The 18857-nt window shown below is 57.8% G+C and carries 14 protein-coding genes; all 14 read right to left on the minus strand.

The annotated features are described in order from the left end of the window. Positions 1 to 471: a type II secretion system major pseudopilin GspG gene (gspG, locus tag FJV83_RS00885; RefSeq protein WP_179296124.1), complete on the minus strand. Its 471-nt coding sequence runs from the start codon at positions 469 to 471 to the stop codon at positions 1 to 3. Beyond that, a complete protein-coding gene (locus FJV83_RS00890; protein ID WP_142886887.1) occupies positions 471 to 965 on the minus strand; it encodes an A24 family peptidase in 495 nt (164 codons plus the stop codon). The genes gspG and FJV83_RS00890 overlap by 1 nt, the downstream gene beginning before the upstream one ends. Positions 966 to 967: 2 nt before the next feature. After that, positions 968 to 3094: a type II secretion system secretin GspD gene (gene gspD / locus FJV83_RS00895; RefSeq protein WP_095771383.1), complete on the minus strand. Its 2127-nt coding sequence runs from the start codon at positions 3092 to 3094 to the stop codon at positions 968 to 970. Between the two features lie 499 nt (positions 3095 to 3593). Continuing rightward, complete coding sequence (locus FJV83_RS00900; RefSeq protein ID WP_142886886.1) at positions 3594 to 4142, minus strand: Imm42 family immunity protein; 549 nt, start codon at positions 4140 to 4142, stop codon at positions 3594 to 3596. A gap of 597 nt (positions 4143 to 4739) precedes the next feature. Further along, entirely contained in the window at positions 4740 to 5033 is a 294-nt protein-coding gene (locus FJV83_RS36820; protein ID WP_281408858.1) for a transposase, read from the minus strand. Positions 5034 to 5051: 18 nt separating this feature from the next. Further along, on the minus strand, positions 5052 to 5183 hold the full coding sequence (locus FJV83_RS37490) for a hypothetical protein (RefSeq protein ID WP_280951465.1): 132 nt from the start codon (positions 5181 to 5183) through the stop codon (positions 5052 to 5054). A gap of 70 nt (positions 5184 to 5253) precedes the next feature. Continuing rightward, a complete protein-coding gene (locus FJV83_RS00910) occupies positions 5254 to 5691 on the minus strand; it encodes an ankyrin repeat domain-containing protein (protein WP_142886885.1) in 438 nt (145 codons plus the stop codon). Continuing rightward, positions 5688 to 7685, minus strand: a complete 1998-nt coding sequence (locus FJV83_RS00915; protein ID WP_185973456.1) for an RHS repeat protein — start codon at positions 7683 to 7685, stop codon at positions 5688 to 5690. The genes FJV83_RS00910 and FJV83_RS00915 overlap by 4 nt, the downstream gene beginning before the upstream one ends. 66 nt (positions 7686 to 7751) lie before the next feature. Next, positions 7752 to 8222 carry a hypothetical protein gene (locus FJV83_RS00920; protein WP_142886884.1) on the minus strand — a complete coding sequence of 157 codons (471 nt, stop codon included), beginning with the start codon at positions 8220 to 8222 and terminating at the stop codon, positions 7752 to 7754. A 145-nt stretch (positions 8223 to 8367) separates the two neighbouring features. Continuing rightward, positions 8368 to 10440 (minus strand): RHS repeat-associated core domain-containing protein, encoded by a 2073-nt coding sequence (locus FJV83_RS00925; protein ID WP_348645174.1) that lies wholly within the window; start codon positions 10438 to 10440, stop codon positions 8368 to 8370. A 157-nt stretch (positions 10441 to 10597) separates the two neighbouring features. After that, entirely contained in the window at positions 10598 to 11083 is a 486-nt protein-coding gene (locus FJV83_RS00930; RefSeq protein WP_142886883.1) for a hypothetical protein, read from the minus strand. Positions 11084 to 11096: 13 nt separating this feature from the next. Continuing rightward, positions 11097 to 11651, minus strand: a complete 555-nt coding sequence (locus tag FJV83_RS00935) for a transposase (RefSeq protein WP_348629244.1) — start codon at positions 11649 to 11651, stop codon at positions 11097 to 11099. Positions 11652 to 11695: 44 nt separating this feature from the next. Further along, positions 11696 to 12418, minus strand: a complete 723-nt coding sequence (locus FJV83_RS00940; RefSeq protein WP_142886882.1) for a hypothetical protein — start codon at positions 12416 to 12418, stop codon at positions 11696 to 11698. 20 nt (positions 12419 to 12438) lie between these two features. Then, on the minus strand, positions 12439 to 18636 hold the full coding sequence (locus FJV83_RS36280; RefSeq protein WP_185973454.1) for an RHS repeat-associated core domain-containing protein: 6198 nt from the start codon (positions 18634 to 18636) through the stop codon (positions 12439 to 12441). Positions 18637 to 18857: the final 221 nt, after the last annotated feature.

Raw genomic sequence — 18857 nt, forward strand, 5'->3', positions numbered from 1 at the left:
TCAGTTGGTGACATCCTGGTCCTCGCCGGTTCCGTCGGGCTTGCCATCCTTGCCAAGGCTGCGAATGACCACGCCGCTGGCATCGGCCTTCACTTCGTAGGAGTAGGGCCTGCCCCATGGATCCTTAAGGCCGGTACTTCCCTTGAGATAAGGCCCGTTCCAGCGCGTTTCACCGGCCGGCTGCGCGACCAGGGCGTTGAGCCCCTCTTCGTCGGTCGGGTATTTCGCATTGTCGACATAGTAGAGTTCGAGCGCGCTTTCGATGTTGCGGATCTGCGCCTTGGCCGCATTGGTCCTGGCCGCGCCGAGATAGCGCAGCACCTGTGGCGCCGCCAGCGTGGCGATCAGCGCGATGATGGCCAGCACGACCAGAAGCTCGACCAGGGTGAAGCCGCTTTCGCGATCGTCGCGAGCACGGCCTTTTGTTTCGGAGGATTGAAGGTTTTCGGAGGGTTGAAGAAAGCGCATCATCAGAGCAGTCCCATGTCTAGACCTGCAAATTGCTCCAGCGCCCAGCTTGCGCCGAGGCCGATGGCGATGAACGGACCGAAGGCGACGCGGGCCCGCGCTGCCGCCGGCCCTGTCGCGGCCACCTGTCCGCCGACGAACAGCAAAGCGCTGGCGCTGGCGATGAACAGCAGCACCGGCAACAGCAGCGGGCTGATGCAGCACGAAGCGGCCGCCAGCATCTTGACGTCGCCGAGGCCGAGGCCGATCCGGCCGGTCATCAGGAAATGGCCGCGCCGCAGCAGCCAGGCAGCCGCGAAAGTCGTGGCGGCGAAGAGGATCTGCACCGGCACCCCCTCGGCGTCCGCCGCCAGCTGATAGGAAAGGCCGATGCCGGCGAGCGCCAGGTTGAGCCCGTCCGGAATGATCTGCCGGCGGAAATCGGTGATCGAAATGGCGGCGAGAACGGCCGCCAGGGCGACCGTGGCGGCAAGCACGAGAGAGGGGTGCGTAGCCATCGTCAATATGCCAGCCTCTTCAGATCCTGCTGCAGCTTGGTGCCGCCGCGCCGTTTCTGGATCGGCGTCTGCAGGCTGATCTTGCCGCGGAATTCGTCGGTCACCTCGCGGGCCTCATTGATGTCGCGCACGACATGCGGCCGGATGAAGATGATCAATTCGGTCCGCCTGATGGTGTCGTTCTTTTGCTTGAACGCATTGCCGAAGATCGGGATGTCGCCGAGGATCGGCACCTGGCTGCGGTCGACACTGTTGTTCTGCTGGATGAGGCCGCCCAGTGCCAAGCTCTCGCCGTCGTTGACCAGCACGCGCGTCTGGATCTTGCGCTGCTGGATGGTTGGCGAGTCGATATCGGAACTGTCCGTCTTGGTGACGTTGCTGACCTCCTGCTGGATGTCGAGCATGACCCTGCCGGCATTGTTGATGCGCGGCGTCACCGTCAGGATGACGCCGGTATCCTTCATCTGGACCGAGTTGATGATCGGCGCGCTGCCATTGCCGGTGTCCTGCGACTGCTGGGTCAAGATCGGCACCTGGTCGCCGACCTGCAAGATCGCCTTTTGGTTGTTGAGCGCCATGATGGTGGGCGCCGAAATGACGTTGACGTCGGTGATCTTGGAAAGTGCGCTGAGCGTCACCTGGATGTTGTCGGTTGCATAGCTCCAGTTGAAGCCGGGCAGGGTGGCCGCCGCGGCGGCCTTGGCCACGTCGGTCACGGAGACCTTGGTGCCGCCATTCTCGAAGAACCAGCGCAGGCCGTATTTCAGGTCGTCGTTGAGCGTGACCTCGGCGATCACCGCTTCCAGCATGACTTGCGTCGGCAGCACGTCGACCTTGGTCAGGATCTGCTCGATGCGCTGGTAGTCGCGCGCCGTGGTCTGGATCAGCAGCGCATTGTTCTCGACATCGGCGACGACAGTGGCATGGGCGGGCGCCTCGTTGTCCTGCTGCGGCAGCGAGGGCGAGGGCCCGGTCAGCGGCGCCGGCGTGACGCCGTCCGACTGCATGGCGATCGGCGTCTGGTCGGGCGACACGTTCGAGCCGCCCGACTGGCCTTCGGTCTTCACCGTGGTGCCGAGAACCGAACTCAGCACCGATGCCAGTTCCTTGGCCGGCCGGTTCTGGATCTGGTAGACGAAGAGCTGGCTTTCATTGGTCTCGGCCAGCCTGTCGAGCTTGTTGATCCAGGTCGCCGCCCGCGCCAGATAAGCCGGGCGCGAGGTGATCACCAGCACCGAATTCAGCCTGTCATTGGGGATGAACTGGATGAGCTTGGCACCCGGCCCGTCCTTGGTGCCGAAGATCGAATCGAGTTCGGCGGCGACCGCTTCCGGCTTGGAGGTCTTCAGGGGATGCAGCGCCACCGACATGCCGCGCATCCAGTCGACATCGAACACCGAAACCGCCTCCCGGATGGCATTGAGGTCGCTGTCGCTGCCGGCGACGGTGATGATGTTGCGGGTGGAATCGACGCGCAGCACCGAGCCCTGGCGGGTGATCGGTTCCAGAATGGTCTTCATCTCGTCGGCGGCGATGAACTGCAGCTGCAGCACCTGCACCTTGACGCCGGGGCCGGACGGCGAGGTCGACGGCACGCTGACCGGCGGCGTGCTGGCCATGATCTCCGACAGCGGCACGATCTGGTAAGTGCCGCCGCGGCTGGTGATGCCGGCGGCGTTCACTGCCAGCGCCGATTGCAGGATATCGACCAGCGCATCCTGCGACACCGGCTGCGAGGTCTGCAGCGTCACCGTGCCCTGCACGCGCGGGTCGACGATGTAGTTGAGGTGCAGCGCATCCCCCAGCACCGCCTTGGCCGCGTCGGCGATCGGCGCGTTGACCAGATTGAGCTCGAACTTGCCGGATCCATCGCTCGTCACCTTGGTGACCGGGGCGCCCGACGAGACGAACTGGCCGGTGCCCTGATATTGCGCGCCGTTGAAGCGCTGTGCCGCGTTCGACGCCGAAGTGACGGCGGCAGGCCCGCTATAGCCCGCCCGCAGGGGCGAGTTCTTGGCGTGCAGGCTGTCGATGGTCTCGGTGAAGAAGTCCTTGCCCGGCGCGGAGGTGCAGCCGGCAACAGCCAGCAGCGTGAACAACACGACGCAACGACTCGGCTTGCTCGACATCCACCCGATTCCCCAAGAGCCTCAGTCTAGGGCTTCTTGCTGGCGGATGTCGGGAATGATGGCGGTGTTTGGGGTCTATCCACAGGGTAGGTGGTGGAGGGCAGTAAGCGGCTGGGGGAAACGGAAGCGTCAATGATATCGACTGGGACGGACCGGCACTTATGCCTCGACCAGAACAGCGAAATGCTACCCGAGACCGCGATGTGCCAAATAGGCCGCGCCGCCGAGCACGCCCTTGGCTCAAATATGCTGCCTCCCGAACTATGGTAAAGAAAGCATTGTGCCCTGGTTATTCAAAATGTGTATGGTCACCATGATTAAAATCAACTGTTACCGCCGCTCAGAACGCGCGTTCTCTCACGTTAGGCGAAAGTCTCCGCCATCTCCGAGCCCACCCAGGTGACTAAATATGTGAATTGTACACCCGCAAACACCGGGATATTAATATAATTCGCATGTATTTTTGAAAGGAACATCCTATCGGCATCCACGACTGAAACTACCGATTCTTCTCCCAATTTTCGAGAAACGAAATTGACCAATCTGACAACGTCGCATAGAAATAGTCCGATCCCAACGTGAGATCAGAAATAGAATCTGCAATTGGCTTGTTTTTGAATCCTATCAATCTAACCGAATCTTTGAGATCAAAATGGAATATGTGACCACCGTCGTCGAAAGCCTCATCGCCGTCTGGTGCCCATATCAAATTGTTTTTCAAGATTAAGTCGACGACATGCGCCTCTTTCATTCCAATAAACGGTCCGCGTAGACGTCCAATGCCGTAGTTAGATTTTTGATAAGATTCAACCAAATCCGACGCGTTGAAATCGTTACCAAACGGCGAAATATGCCTCCCTCTATTAGATATTCTTTTTTTAACTTCGTGATATGAACAGCCAAGCATGGAGGCATCTCTCTCATGCACACCATATCGAATTCCATTTATATGAATGTTGAAAAATCCCAAGGCCATCAAGCTCTCTGCGCTATAAAAATCTTTAACCACGCTTTCTACAGCAAACTTTTGTACATTTCCAAATATCATTTGATTACCATTTTATTCCAAGAGCGTTTTTTATTTCTTGCGGGACATTTTGACTCTTTATTGGATCTGTGCCGGTGGTTGAACCGTTCCAGTGTGTCTCCCCATTGCTCGGCCGACTAAATCTATGAACTGTCCCATCCACATCCTTTGCCCAGCGCACATTCGTCTTATCAGGTATAGATTTCTCGTACAGCTCCTTGACATTCTTTGGCTCCGGACTTTCTGAATTGGGATGGTGCTTTGGGTTTGACGTCAGTTTCGCCTTATCGGCATTCTCGTCATCCGGGCCACCAGGCGGGGTTGCGGCTGTTCCGCTGCTATCTTTTTTCCTTTGGATTTTGCATCATCGTCCCCACCCGGAATTGCGGTGACAGTGCACTAATTTTTCCCCACCGGCCCTCGCATCCCTGGTTTCACAGCTCTTCCAGTTTGCGCGGCAATCCGGCTAAGAAGCGCCTCGCCGCCCACCGGCCGGCCGATGCTCTCGGCCTTGCGTAGCGCGTCGAAGGTCGCGGCATCCGTCTCGGCCAGGTCGAACAGCCCGCTGGACGATGGCAGGCGGTCCCTCATTGGCTGCAGATCGGCAACGCATCGGGCTCACCTGTCAGGTGCGCCCGAAGCGCTTGACCAGGGCCAATCGGCCGCCTGTTTCACCAGCCCTGCGCGCACCGGGTTCAACCCGACATACCGCACCGCCGACAACAGGTGGTCCTCGTCCGTCGCGACGGCGCCGAAGCGGCCTTGCCAGAAATGACCGGTTTTCTTCTGCCGCGCATGGATGGCGCCGGCATAAGCGCGGTGCACTTTGGCGAGCGCACGCCGCAGGCCGTCCGGATCGGCCGGCGTCAGGACCAAATGCACATGGTTCGGCATCAGGCACCATGCCCAGATGCCGACATTGGCGGCGCGTCAATGCTTGACCAGCAGGGTCTTGTAGAGCGCGTAATCCCCGGGGGTGAAAAACACTTTGGCGCGCCCGTTGCCACGTTGCGTGACGTGGTGCGCCAGATCGGGAACGACGATACGGGCAAGGCGAGCCATATACTCAAACCAAGAGTGACGGACTTCCATAGCAGGCATGGCAGGCAATTAGTGCACTGTCACCGTAATTCTAATTTTTTTTAGAGTCTTTGGATATAATACTCTGCCAGAAAGCAGATTCTGTGTGTTTGTAGTTTTTAAGATATGAAATCTGTACCGGATCAGCTAAAAATCGCCCTCCATAAGAGATTATTTTTTGAGCGCACTCGACGCAATTGGCAATTGCTGCAAAGTAAAGCGGGCTTGCTCCTCCGTATGTCGTATTGGGATTGCCATTATACTTCAAAATTAACTCGACCATAGAAATGTCTTTTCCGTTAACTGCTGCCAACAACGGAGTAACTCCGTCAGTCGTCGTACAATTCGCATCGTAGCCACTTTTTAGCGCGGCTTCGGCTTTATCTGTATTTTTAGAGATTATCGCGTCAAATAAATCGCCTCCTCTATCGCAGTATCCACTAATTATAGCTGTGATCGAGATCACAGAAAATATCTTGATAATCCTCATTGTGAATATCCAATTCTTGAAAGGGCTTGATCTGCGCTCATGCTGCCTCTAGAAATGTTTATTGTGCGACTCGGAACCGATAGACTTTCCGCAAGATTATCGTTGAGAGCTGCCGGTGTGCCTACGGGAAATCCACTATTGATGTTTATCCCAGCAGATTTTAAAGCGGACGAAAGTTGATCAGCGCAATTATTTGTCAGCATAGGCGCAGTTTGATCACCTTTCTTCACATAATAATCTGCAATCTTCTCATCTTGATCTTTTGTTGTTTTTATTGTGGTTACGACCTGATCTCTAACAGGTATCTGCTGGCCCATAAAATCCTTCGCCGAAGATCCGAACGGCGTTCCGGTTCCTGGGGAATAAACACCTTTTCCGTCGACCAAGACCGAGACGTGACCAAAAACATTCTTGCTGTCCACTCGCTGTTTTCCGTAAACAATATGAACATCCGCAACTTTTTGGCCGACTTCATTCTTTTTCTTATCTTTGACATTTTCTAGGCCTTTTGCAGCCTTGTCTCCTGCTGCTTGCAGATCTTTCGACTTCGTGCTGCTGTCTGCCGCCTTGGAGCCCCCTTCAGCCCCCAGGGGCTCCTTGCCTTCGTTCGGATCGATGGCATGTCCGTTCGGATCACTCTTATTGACCGGATCGTTCTGAGCATAGGCGTATCGGTTCGTACCGACGTCCGGCAACGTCGGATCCCAATCGTCCGGCGAAATGAACCGCCCCAGCACCGGATCCATATACCGCGCATTGAGATACAGCAGCCCGGTCTCGGGATCGAAGCGCTCGCCGATGTAGCTCTTCTGGGTCTGGAAGCCGGTGTTGAGGCGCTCGCCGTAGCTGGCATAGTTGGTCTGCTCGACGATGGCGCCCGAGGCATCGGTGACCATGCGCACCGAGGCCAGGTGGTCGCGATGGAGGAAATATTTGACGCCGTTGACGACCTTGATGTCGGGGTGGGGATAGCGGGTGTAGATTTCCGCGCCCGGTGTCGCCGGGTCGATCTCGACGGACGCGTCGGGATAGAGCGTCGTCGCATAGCTCGATGTTTTCTTTGCCCGTGCTCCGTCAGGACCATAGGCAAGGTTGACGGTGTTGGAGGCAAGGCTGACCGTCTTCAGCCGGTTGGCCTCGTCCCAGCTCAGCGTGCGGCTGCCGTCGGAGGTGAGATTGCCGTTGGCGTCATAGGCCATCGCATTGGCGCCAACGCTGACGGGTGCATGCGGGCGAGGGGATGTGGCCGCGGGATAGACATAGCTGCCGGCGACGCGGCTGCGCGAAAGCATGTTGTCGTTGGCGGCATAGACGAAGCTTTCGCTCAAGCTGGTGTTGCCCAGATTGGTGCTTGAGGTCAGCCGGTCGGCATTGTCATAGCCATAGGTCCAGCTGCCGGAGGCGGTGAGCCCCGTGGTGCCGGTGATGCGGCCAAGATTGTCACGCGCATATTGCTCATCGAGGAGAACGGTCGCGCCCTTCGAGGTGGTGACGCGCGTCAGCCAGCGGCGGGTCGGCGAATAAGTGAAGCTTGTCTTCACGCCATTGGCGTAGGTGATCTCCTTCGTCTGGCCATCGGCTTCGTAGACGGTCGAGGTGATGTAGCCGGGAGCCGAGTAGAGCCTGTTGCCGGCGGTGTATTGCAGCGGGTCGTCCCAAGTGCCGAACCACAGGTCCGACGGCGCCTGATAATTCTTCAAGATCGTTTGGCCGGACCTGTCATGGATATCGACCGTGATGTGTGTCAGGCCGGCAATGGTCGTGTCATGCCGGCCAAGCTTGCCAAGCCCGTCATAATTGTAGCTGTGCGTCGCTGCCGCATTGGTCGAGGTGGTGAGCTGGCCGATATTGTACCAATAGCTTGGAGCCGCCTGGTCATAGGTGTTCTGGGTGAGCACAACCGGGCTGCCGCCAGGTGCGGTTGCCGTCTTCAGCGTCAGCCGGTCCATCTGGTCGTAGCTGAGATTGGTGACCGTGCCCCTGGCGTCGGTCAATCTACGCGCGGCGATAGCCAGGCGAACGGGGTAAAAGTGGACTGTCACCGTAATTCTGAAAGATATTCACCCTAATTCGGGAGCGTTGACGGTAGGGTCGAAGTTTTCTTCAATTTTTATAGCGCGTACTTCTGAGAATTTTAAATTTAACATTACAATAGATGACGCAATGAGCCGCAATTCATCATGCAAAAATTCCCTATTTAGAGGTTTACTTGGAGACGCAATCTTTTCATATTTTCCCATCTTCCTCGCGTTCGTGCGACTTATATCTTGCCAGTCATAGACAAAAAACCCGCGCGCTGCCATCGCTACGAAATCGTCTGGGCGTTTGATTGGAATAAGCATTTTACCCGTGGATATCAAAGGTAATTTGCATATTGCCTCTTCGATATCTGTAATCGGCAGCCAATCGTTATCCAGTACTCGCAATGGGATTGGTCCTGCACCAGCAGTAGTGAAGGCGCCCAAATCCCCTACCGCATCCGATGCTATCCAGACACAATCTATCCCGATCGGATAATTCGACGTTGTCATATTCAATACCCGTCAGAGCTAAACTGAGTACCTGAAGGAAACGCGCCTCGACCATAGCGGGCTTCGCAGCGTCCGCATACCGGAACCTCATTGCCAGTTCGTGGACGCGTTGCCGGAGTAAAGTGTGTAGCCGCTTTGTCACTTCCTAATGCCTCAAATACATGGTCTTCGGCGCACCTTCCTCCCTCGCACGCCCGAGCACTACCTGCCCGGTTGTCGTGTTGTATCCGCCCGTTACGGTCGCTGGTGCCCGACCTTTCAATGGAGCCAACGACTCCGCTAGTACATCGCGGGCGGCAAGTGCCCGTGCCTCAAGAAGCGACACCCTTCCAGCAGCTACCTTCGCCATCGCTAACTCGGAGAGGGTGGTCACCGCTTTTATGCCAACCCCTGGACCCGGCATGAGCCCAAATGCACCGTCAGCGTTGTCCACCCGTCCTGAAGAGGTGAGTTCGCTCTGGCGAGCCACTTCATCGGATACTCTCGGGCTTAGGCGCTCATATGCGTCCTTGTCTGCGTCGTAGAAATCTCGTCGACCCGTCATTATTGCCTTCGCGCGCGCTTCAAGCGCGGCTTGCTTTCGATCTTGCTCCGCTGCCGCCGCTCTGTCCTTGGCGGCTTGCGCCGATGATGGCGTGCCAGCAACATGCCCATTGGCATCACTCTTATTGACGGGATCGTTCTGGGCATAGGCATACCGATTGGTCCCAACACCCGGCAACGTCGGGTCCCAGTCATCGGGCGAAATAAACCGCCCCAGCACCGGATCCATATACCGTGCATTGAGATACATCAGCCCGGTCTCGGGATCGAAGCGCTCGCCGATGTAGCTCTTCTGGGTCTGGAAGCCGGTGTTGAGGCGTTCGCCGTAGGTGGCGTAGCTGGTTTGCTCGACGATGGCGCCCGAGGCATCGGTGACCATGCGCACCGAGGCCAGGTGGTCGCGATGCAGGAAATATTTGACGCCGTTGACGACCTTGATGTCGGGATGGGGGTAGCGGGTGTAGATTTCGGCTCCCGGCGTCGCCGGATTGATCTCGACATCGGCGTCGGGATAGAGGGTCGTGGCGAAGCTCGAGGTCTTCTTGGCGCGCGCGCCGTCCGGACCATAGGCAAGGTTGACGGTGTTGGAGGCAAGGCTGACCGTCTTCAGCCGGTTGGCCCCGTCCCAGCTCAGCGTGCGGCTGCCGTCGGAGGTGAGATTGCCATTGGCGTCATAGGCGAGAGTCTTACTGCCGACCGCGGTTGGCGCATGCGGACGAGCCGCGCCCGCCGAGGGATAGACATAGGTGCCGGCCACACGGCTGCGTGAGATCAGATTGTCGTTGGCGGCATACGCGAATTGCTCGCTGAGCACGGCGTTGCCCAGATTGGTGCTCCAGATCAGCCGGTCGGCATCGTCATAGCCATAATTCCAACTGTCGGAGGGTGTCCGCCCCGTGATGGTGGTGATGCGGCCGAGAGCGTCGCGCACATACTGGTCGTCGAGCAGGATGGTGGCGCCCTTCGCGGTGGTGACGCGCGTCAGCCAGCGCCGGGTCGGCGAATAGGTGAAGCTTGTCTTCACGCCATTGGCGTAGGTGATCTCCTTGGTCTGGCCATCGGCCTCGTAGACGGTCGAGGTGATGAAGCCGGGAGCCGAGTAGAGCCTGTTGCCGGCGGTGTATTGCAGCGGGTCGTCCCAAGTGCCGAACCACAGGTCCGACGGCGCCTGATAATTCTTCAGGATCATTTGGCCGGAGCGATCGTGGATATCGACCGTGATGTGCGTCAGGCCGGCAATCGTCGTGTCATGCCGGCCGAGCTTGCCAAGCCCGTCATAATTGTAGCTGTGCGTCGCTGCCGCATTGGTCGAGGTGGTGAGCTGGCCGATATTGTACCAATAGCTTGGAGCCGCCTGGTCATAGGTGTTCTGGGTGAGCACAACCGGGCTGCCGCCAGGTGCGGTTGCCGTCTTCAGCGTCAGCCGGTCCATCTGGTCGTAGCTGAGATTGGTGACCGTGCCCCTGGCATCGGTCTGGCTGACCAGCCGGTTGGCGGCATCGTAGACATAGGTCCAGGTGCCGAGATCGGGATCGGTCGCCGACAGCCGGTTGCCGAGCATGTCGTAGGTATAGGTCCAGTTCGAACCGCCGGGATCGATGACGCCGATCAAGCGGCCGAGCGGATCGTAGTTGCGCCGTTCCGCCAGGCTGAGGCCGGTGGCATCGCGCGCGATGCCAGATCGGGAACGAGGATGCGGGCAGGGCGAGCCAAGCGGTCAATCTACACGCGGCATGGACGGACGACATGGGAAAAGGTGCACTGTCACCGTATTCCCATGCGGTCAATCTATACGCGGCGATAGCTAGGCGAACAGGGTAAAAAGTGCACTGTCACCGTAATTCTGTCGGGGGCATGAGAATTTCGGAGGGAAGCTTTACAAGCAACTCTCTGCCGATAACATCTTTAATATAGTTATCGCCCAGCGGCAGGTCTCCGTTCTCGTAACTTCCCTTTATTACTTTTAGTCCATCGGGTCCAACTGTAACAAGGGCAATTGAGAAGGCGTTAAGTATAACGCTCGCCTTATCCCTGAATAGTTCTGCTCCAATTATCGGAACGAAGGAGTAGAACTCGTCATAAGATATAGAACCATCTTTCTCTCGAAGCCAGTCGATATCTGATGATATTTTCCACCAGTCATTATGTCTTTCAACTGCAATATTATTAGATCCAGCCAGCATCAAATCTCCAACTAGTCTTGCAATTAGATTTTCTGGAGCGTACTTATCTCCGATATGCATCCTTGGATTGCTGGCTATATGCCCTAGCGCGTCCGTTAGTATTTTCACGTCAGATTCTGAATACGATTTGACCATCGGACGGCTCCACCTATGGAATTACGCTGACTGGCTGCAGATCGGCAACGCATCGGGCTCGCGTGTCAGGTGCGCCCGAAGCGCTTGACCAGGGCCAGTCGGCCGCCTGTTTCACCAGCCCTGCGCGCACAGGATTCAATCCGACATAGCGCACCGCCGACAAAAGGTGGTCCTCGTCCGTCGCGACGGCGCCGAAACGGCCTTGCCAGAAATGTCCGGTTTTCTTCTGCCGAGCATGGATGATGCCGGCATAGGCGCGGTGCGCCTTGGCCAGCGCGCGCCGCAGGCCGTCCGGGTCGGCCAGCGCGCGCCGCAGGCCGTCCGGGTCGGCCGGCGTCAGGATCAGGTGAACATGGTTCGGCATCAGGCACCACGCCCAGATGCCGACATTGGCAGCGCGAGAATGCTCGACCAGCTGGGTCTTGTAGAGCGCGTAGCTTCGGGCGTGAAAAACACCTTGGCCCGCCCATTGCCCCTCTGCGTGACATGATGCGGCAAACCGGGAACGACGATACGGGCAAGGCGAGCCATGCGGTTGATCTAAACGCAGCGACAGCCAGGCGAACAGGGTAAAAAGTGCACTGTCACCGTAATTCCTTCACAACGTAATTCCTAATGCCATGTGGGAATAAGGTATTGCGAAATAGCTCGTATAATACCAAGAACGGAGTCAATGATATCAGAATTCGTATGCTCACGAGGAGCAATCCAATCAAGCTCAGGAATTTCCGGAAAATTTACTTGATTTCTAAGGGTTAGAGCGGTGAGGTCATTGTGAGTAAGTAAAGCTGGCTCGCCTTGTCCAAAATACGGAAAACGAAAACTCAACCAAATTTTACCCCCGTATCTGGTTTTCACCGACATTCGCATAGACACTCGATGGCCAAACCTATCATTCAAAAAACCTGAGAAAACCAAATCGCTGCCATCAAACTCTACGGTCGGATGATCCAGATTCATCGATGGAATCGTATTAAAAATATACGGTTTTAGGTGCCTATAATTGGATATCTTCATGTCATTTGAAGTCAAGCGCAGCGGAGAGGTGCTATAGTCAACCTCCAATCTCCAACTCTCAACAGCTTTCTTGAAATTCTCAAATATCTCTCTATTTTTATTATCTGGCTTAATCCCGCAAAGGTCGGCACTGCGTATTTTTGTTATCATCTCTTTAAGCTCATCGACAAAGCACCCGGAGCGTTTCGCCCAAAAATCTGTCGCCATAAGCCACGGAGAATTATAACTAATTCCGCTAAAGCCACCTCCGTGGCTGTCAAAATCACGCAAAAGTGCAGCCAATAGATCCCGCAAGCCCTGCATTCTCGCATCAGTCACGTAATCTCTCCTCTAGTCGCTTATGGTAAGCGCGGTCGTGGACGGCCGACTGGGCCTGGCATGGCGATTGGTGGACCTCTTTCAATCCCCTGAATAAGTCCGTTTAGCGCATCATTTGCCCAATTGCTCGCATTTTGTCGTGCGTTGTCAAATACGTTAGTATTGGTCTTTACGAGATCATAGTTCGCGATACCATGTATTTTGCTTGTGTAAGTAATAACATCGTAATTGCTCAAATCGGTTCCAACTATCTGGCCGATGACGGCCCGATCCTTTACTGCCTTAGAAATCTCGTCAGGCGTTGCTGGGCGCAAATCGATACCCAAAGCCTTCGCTGCAGCCTCCCATTTGCTAGCTTGAGCGGCGTCTTTTGCCTGAAGGTCGGCACGGTATACGTGTGTTACCGGCTTCCAATCGAAGTAGCTGGCCGATTTTGGACCTGTTATCTGGATGGCGTCTGGTCTGCTCTTTAGACCTAATTTACCTCGACTTGTAATGAATCCAACTAAATCATCTGCCATCTGCTTTATGCTAACTTCTGGTGTGAATTGATGCCCTTTACTATTACCGCCCGCCAAGCTGCCTGCCAATTTGTCGTGTGCTAACGTTCCGTTGATCGAGTTGAATTTCGAGTCAGGCTCGTTTGTCTCGACAGAATGCCCATTCGGATCACTCTTATTGACCGGATCGTTCAGTGCATACGCGTATCGGTTGGTACCGACGCCCTCCTTGGTCGGATCCCAGCCATCCGGCGAAATGAACCTCCCCAGCACCGGATCCATGTAGCGCGCGTTGAGATACAGCAGCCCGGTCTCGGCATCGAAGCGTTCGCCGATGTAGCTCTTCTGGGTCTGGAAGCCGGTGTTGAGGCGCTCGCCGTAGGTGGCGTAGTTGGTTTGCTCGACGATGGCGCCCGAGGCATCAGTGACCATGCGCACCGAGGCCAGGTGGTCGCGATGGAGGAAATATTTGACGCCGTTGACGACCTTGATGTCGGGATGGGGGTAGCGGGTGTAGATTTCCGCGCCCGGCGTCGCCGGATTGATCTCGACATCGGCGTCGGGATAGAGCGTCGTCGCATAGCTCGATGTTTTCTTTGCCCGTGCTCCGTCAGGACCATAGGCAAGGTTGACGGTGTTGGAAGCCAGGCTGACCGTCTTCAGCCGGTTGGCCTCGTCCCAGCTCAGCGTGCGGCTGCCGTCCGATGTGAGATTGCCGTTGGCGTCATAGGCCATCGCATTGGCGCCAACGCTGACGGGTGCATGCGGGCGAGGGGATGTGGCCGCGGGATAGACATAGCTGCCGGCGACGCGGCTGCGCGAAAGCATGTTGTCGTTGGCGGCATAGACGAAGCTTTCGCTCAAGCTGGTGTTGCCCAGGTTGATGCTTGAGGTCAGCCGGTCGGCATTGTCATAGCCATAGGTCCAGCTGCCGGAGGGTGTCCGCCCCGTGATGGTGGTGATGCGGCCGAGAGCGTCGCGCGCATACTGGTCGTCGAGCAGGATGGTGGCGCCCTTGGACGTGGTGACGCGCGTCAGCCAGCGGCGGGTCGGCGAATAGGTGAAGCTTGTCTTCACGCCATTGGCGTAGGTGATCTCCTTGGTCTGGCCATCGGCCTCGTAGACGGTCGAGGTGATGAAGCCGGGAGCCGAGTAGAGCCTGTTGCCGGCGGTGTATTGCAGCGGGTCGTCCCAAGTGCCGAACCACAGGTCCGACGGCGCCTGATAATTCTTCAGGATCATTTGGCCGGACCTGTCATGGATATCGACCGTGATGTGTGTCAGGCCGGCAAGGGTCGTGTCATGCCGGCCGAGCTTGCCGAGCCCGTCATAATTGTAGCTGTGCGCCGCTGTCGCATTGGCCGAGGTGGTGAGCTGGCCGATATTGTACCAATAGCTTGGAGCCGCCTGGTCATAGGTGTTCTGGGTCAGCACAACCGGGCTGCCGCCAGGTGCGGTTGCCGTCTTCAGCGTCAGCCGGTCCATCTGGTCGTAGCTGAGATTGGTGACCGTGCCCCTGGCGTCGGTCTGTTTAATCAGCCGGTTGGCGCCATCGTAGACATAGGTCCAGGTGCCGAGATCGGGATCGGTCGCCGACAGCCGGTTGCCGAGCATGTCGTAGGTGTAGGTCCAGGTCGAGCCGCTGGTGTCGGTAAGGCCGACCAGCCGGCCAAGCACGTCGAAGGTGCGGGTTTGCGCCAGCTGAAGACCGGCGAAGTCACGAACCACGCCCGCGACATCGCCACGCGTCGACCATGCCGTTCGGGTCTGGTGGCCGAGCTCGTCGGTCATTGTCGTGCCATGCAGTCGCGGGGTGGTGGTGGGCGCGGTGGCCAGGTCGTTGAGATAGCTGCGCTGGCTGCCATCCGGATTGACGGTCTTCGTCAGCCGGTCGGCCCAGTCGTAGCTGTTGGTGGTCCACTGCGGCGTTTGGTCGGTGAAATGCGGAAACGCGGTGCGCAGCACATTGCCGCGCGGGTCATAGTCGGTCTCGGTGAAGCGCCTTGGAGCAGCGGCGGTATCGCCGGGGGCTTCCACGCGATAGACCCGGCCAAGCCCGTCATAGCGGGAGACGGTAAAGTCCTCACCCGCGCCATTGGGCAGCGGCGTGTATTTGATCAACCGCTGATTGTTCGGATCGCCTTCGGCGAAGAACTGCGTCCTGACATAGGCGCCGGTCACACTCTGCGAGATCTGGTACGGACGGCAGAACGGATCGTAGGTGAAGGTTTTCACCAGGCCGTTGAAGTCGGTCCTGGTCGCCGGCAGGCCGCAGACAGAATTGTAGGTGGCGGTCGAGACAAAGCGCGTGTCGGCCGTCTGCCCGCCCGTCGCGAAGTAACGCGGTGCCCGCTCGGTTACGGGGTAGAGGTGATAGGTGGCGTCATAGTCCCATTCGGTCTTGTGGCCGAGGCCGTTGGTGGCCGAGATCTTGTTGCCATAGCTGTCATAGGTAAAGTACTGACTCACCGACTTTTGCGGCGTCGAGGTGACATCGCTGACGGTCAGCACCCGGGTCAGATTGCCCTTGGTCGGCACCGCCCAGACGTCGGTATTCCCGTCATAGTAATTGTGCCTGTAGCCGACATAGGGATCGGTGCTGGTCAGGCCGGCATGCGTCCGCTCGGCAATCAGGGCGGAGACGATGTAGGCCGAGGTGTTGGGCGAGAAGAAGCGCTCGGTCCAGGTCTCGTCGCCGCTGGCGTCCGTGCGGCCATAGTCCTTCAGGCTGACGACATTGTTATAGGCGTCAAAGCCCCGCTCGACCCGGAGCGTGTACGTGACATTCTCGATGAACGTCGTGTCGGTCGCCGTGTTCTGCACGGTGTAGGGCTTTGCCGCCGTGTTGACCGCGTAGGTCTCGGCGACCTGTTTGTGCACGACACCCGCACCATCCTTCCACACCGTCAGCGAGGGCAGGCCGTAGCTCGCCAGATCCTGGCGATAGGTGGTCGTCACCGTCGAGGGCGCCGTCTCGCCATTGGCCAGCGGCCTGGTCTCGACGATCGAGGCAAAACCCAAGAACTTGCGCGCCGCCGGATCGTACTTGCCGCCGGCATACTGATAGGTGCTCACCGCCGTCTGACCACGTCCGTCGCTGACGGAGAGCTTCGTCACCGCATGCACCACCTGCGGCAGGTAGTTGTTCGTCCAGGTCGAGGACGGCGTGTACTCGGCCGCGACCGTGCCGCCGAGTTCGGTGGTGATCTGCTTCAGGAGGTTCGGGTTGCCGGTGCCAGCGTTCGAAATGAACATGTTGCTGTAGTCGGTAAAATCAGGCAGGCCGTCGCCGTTAAAGTCGCCAATAACGACGCCGGCTGTGATCGGCGTCGCCAATGTGAACTGCACCGGCGCCACCGCTGTCGATGAAGGACGAAGTGAATAGACTTTGACCGAGCCTTTGCTCTGGGGCGGCGGCGGTGTTAGCGGGCTAGGTATAATGATGGCGTCCATGCGTCCATCATTGTCGAAATCGCGCAAGACTATGGATCCAGCAGAAATCGATGAAACCGAATAGCTTTTGAAGCCAACACCGGTAGACAACCATAGCCAGACATTACCGCCATTGCCGTCGTAGCGGAGTAAGTCCGTCGCGCCATCACCATTGAGGTCAACCAGCGCGCAGGTGCCACTGCCGTGGTAAAACTCTGTTGGACAATTGATCCCGAATGACGTCCCGCTGCGCTGCCACTTGCCGTTTGAGAGTACGCCCTTTTGGGCGGCAGGACCCGGCGTGCGAAAGAGCGGCTGTTGATGACCATTGCCAAGGAAATCGCCGACACCGATCTCATGGTCATCGTAGTCATGAATGTTCACCGTATCGATGCCGTCGCCGTCTGCGTCCGCGGCAAAGGAAATGCTGTCAGGATATGGTGCCGTCACGCTCGCTGGAACTGCATTACAGTCGACTTCGTATCCAGATGGTGGCGTGGGTTTGCAGTCCACCTTCGTCATACCCAACTGACTGTCGGTCAGCAGGAGAGCACCGGTCGGTGAATAGAAAATAGGAGTACCCTGGTTGTTTGTGCTGGTGACCTTGTTGTCATAAAGAAAAAAATCCATGGTATTCTTGGAGCCAAGGAAACGCCCGGGGCCTGAGAAGTCCCATCCGGCGTAGGCCGGCGGATCCTGTGCCAAAGTGTCTATCTGTATCGTCTTGCTGTCCACACGCGATCCGCTGGCATCAAATCGGATTACTCTCTTGTAGATTCTTTTTGTGGTTGTCGTTTCGCCGCCGCTGCCGCCGCTACGGGTGGTTTTGGATTCGATATAGTCGCCGTAAACTTCATCGCGCCCGTCAAAGTTGAGATCACCAACCTCGCGCGGCTTATCGTGGGCGCTGTCTCCCCAAATGAGGGGTTGACCGCCATATATGTCGGACGCCACCGTCCCATACACCCCATCGGTATTCTGATAGCTCATCTGGGCCATGACCTTCGCGGTGCCGCCGGTGATGGTGCCGTCGGCGGCGACGGTCGCATCGCTGCCGTAGCGCGTGACAGCGGTGAGCCGCGAGGCGTTGGAGAATGGCGCCTGGTCGTAGGTGAGCTTGTAGGCGGTGCGCAGCACGTTGTTGACCCAGACACTGATCGACTTGATGCGTCGGGTCGTCTCGGAGATGTCGCGCCCATTGCCCATCAGGATCGTATCGGGCCGCGTCTCGTAATGAAAACCGATCACCGTTCTATTGTAGGTGATCATGTTGGGATAACAGACCGGGCTCGCCGGGCAAGAGTAGCTGTAGCTGACGGTGTTGTTGTTGGTGTCGGTGACCGAGGTCAGCAGCCAGCGATAGTTCGTGGCAAGGTCAGAAGCCGCCATGCCCGCGACCGCCGCCACCGACTGGAAGGTCGAGACCGTACCATCCCTGTCGGTCACCTTCCATTCATTGGCTGCCGAACTATACGCCATGCGGCGATAGGTTTCATTCTCGGTCGTATGGTTGCCGCCGTTCGAGCAGGACGGCGAAACCATGCCGGTCGTGCAAACAAACATCGGCTGGCCATCGAGCAGAAAGATATCGGTCGCTAGGAACTCGGGCATGCCATAGCCCGGACTCGCCCGCTCGATGACGTCGAAGCCATCGAGACCCCAGGCATAGCCGAGCCAGCCCTGGTAGAGGCCGCCGAGCTTGGTCTTGCGCGAGGAATTGTAGTTGAGCGCGATCTGCGGCTCGATGCCGTGGAAGGCGGGAACGTCGATGCCGATCGAATAGCCGAGATTGCCGTTGCCGGCCGCCTTGGGCAAATCAACCTTCGGTGTGCCGATCGCCTCGGGATCGCCGCTGTCGGTCGTCGTGGTCGCGGCAGCCATTGCCTGCGCCGACGACTCCTCCGGGGCGGCCTCGGTGTCCGTGGTCTTCGCCGTCTCGGTGTCGGCCGCCTTGGTGCCATCCGTAGTGCTGCTGCCGTCGCCGGCTTTGGCCTCGGCCGGCCTGGCGCCGACCTTCGCCGCAGCGTCCGGACTGCCGGTCCCTGATGAACCATCTCCGGCTGACTGCGCCGACGGGGAACTCGACGGGCTGCCCGCGGCCTGGCCGCCGGTTCCCAGCGCCGCCCCGCCATTGCCGTAGCCGGCGGCAGCATTTCCTGGAGTCGTCGAAGAGCTTTGGTTCTCCTGCGCGAGTGCTGCCATTCCTGCACTTCGGCTAATATAAGAGACAGAAGAAATATCCGCGCCGACGACACTCGCGACAAGCACTGCCGCGCCAACAAGCAACCGTTTCATGAGTCCCCCGAGCCAAGTTGCTTATCGTTACGCACCTTTCATTTGGTGGATACGACACGCTCTCGTCGCCAGGCCAATATCCACAGACTTATTTTCGGGGGAGAAAAAAGAACACTGCGCAAGCTCAGTGAACGGATCGAGCATCTTTTCGAATGATGCGATCCATCGCGCTGCATCACCGGCACAAAAAGACGGCGGAGAATTTCATGGTG

It is taken from the genome of Mesorhizobium sp. WSM4307 (assembly GCF_007003945.1).
GTDB lineage: Bacteria > Pseudomonadota > Alphaproteobacteria > Rhizobiales > Rhizobiaceae > Mesorhizobium.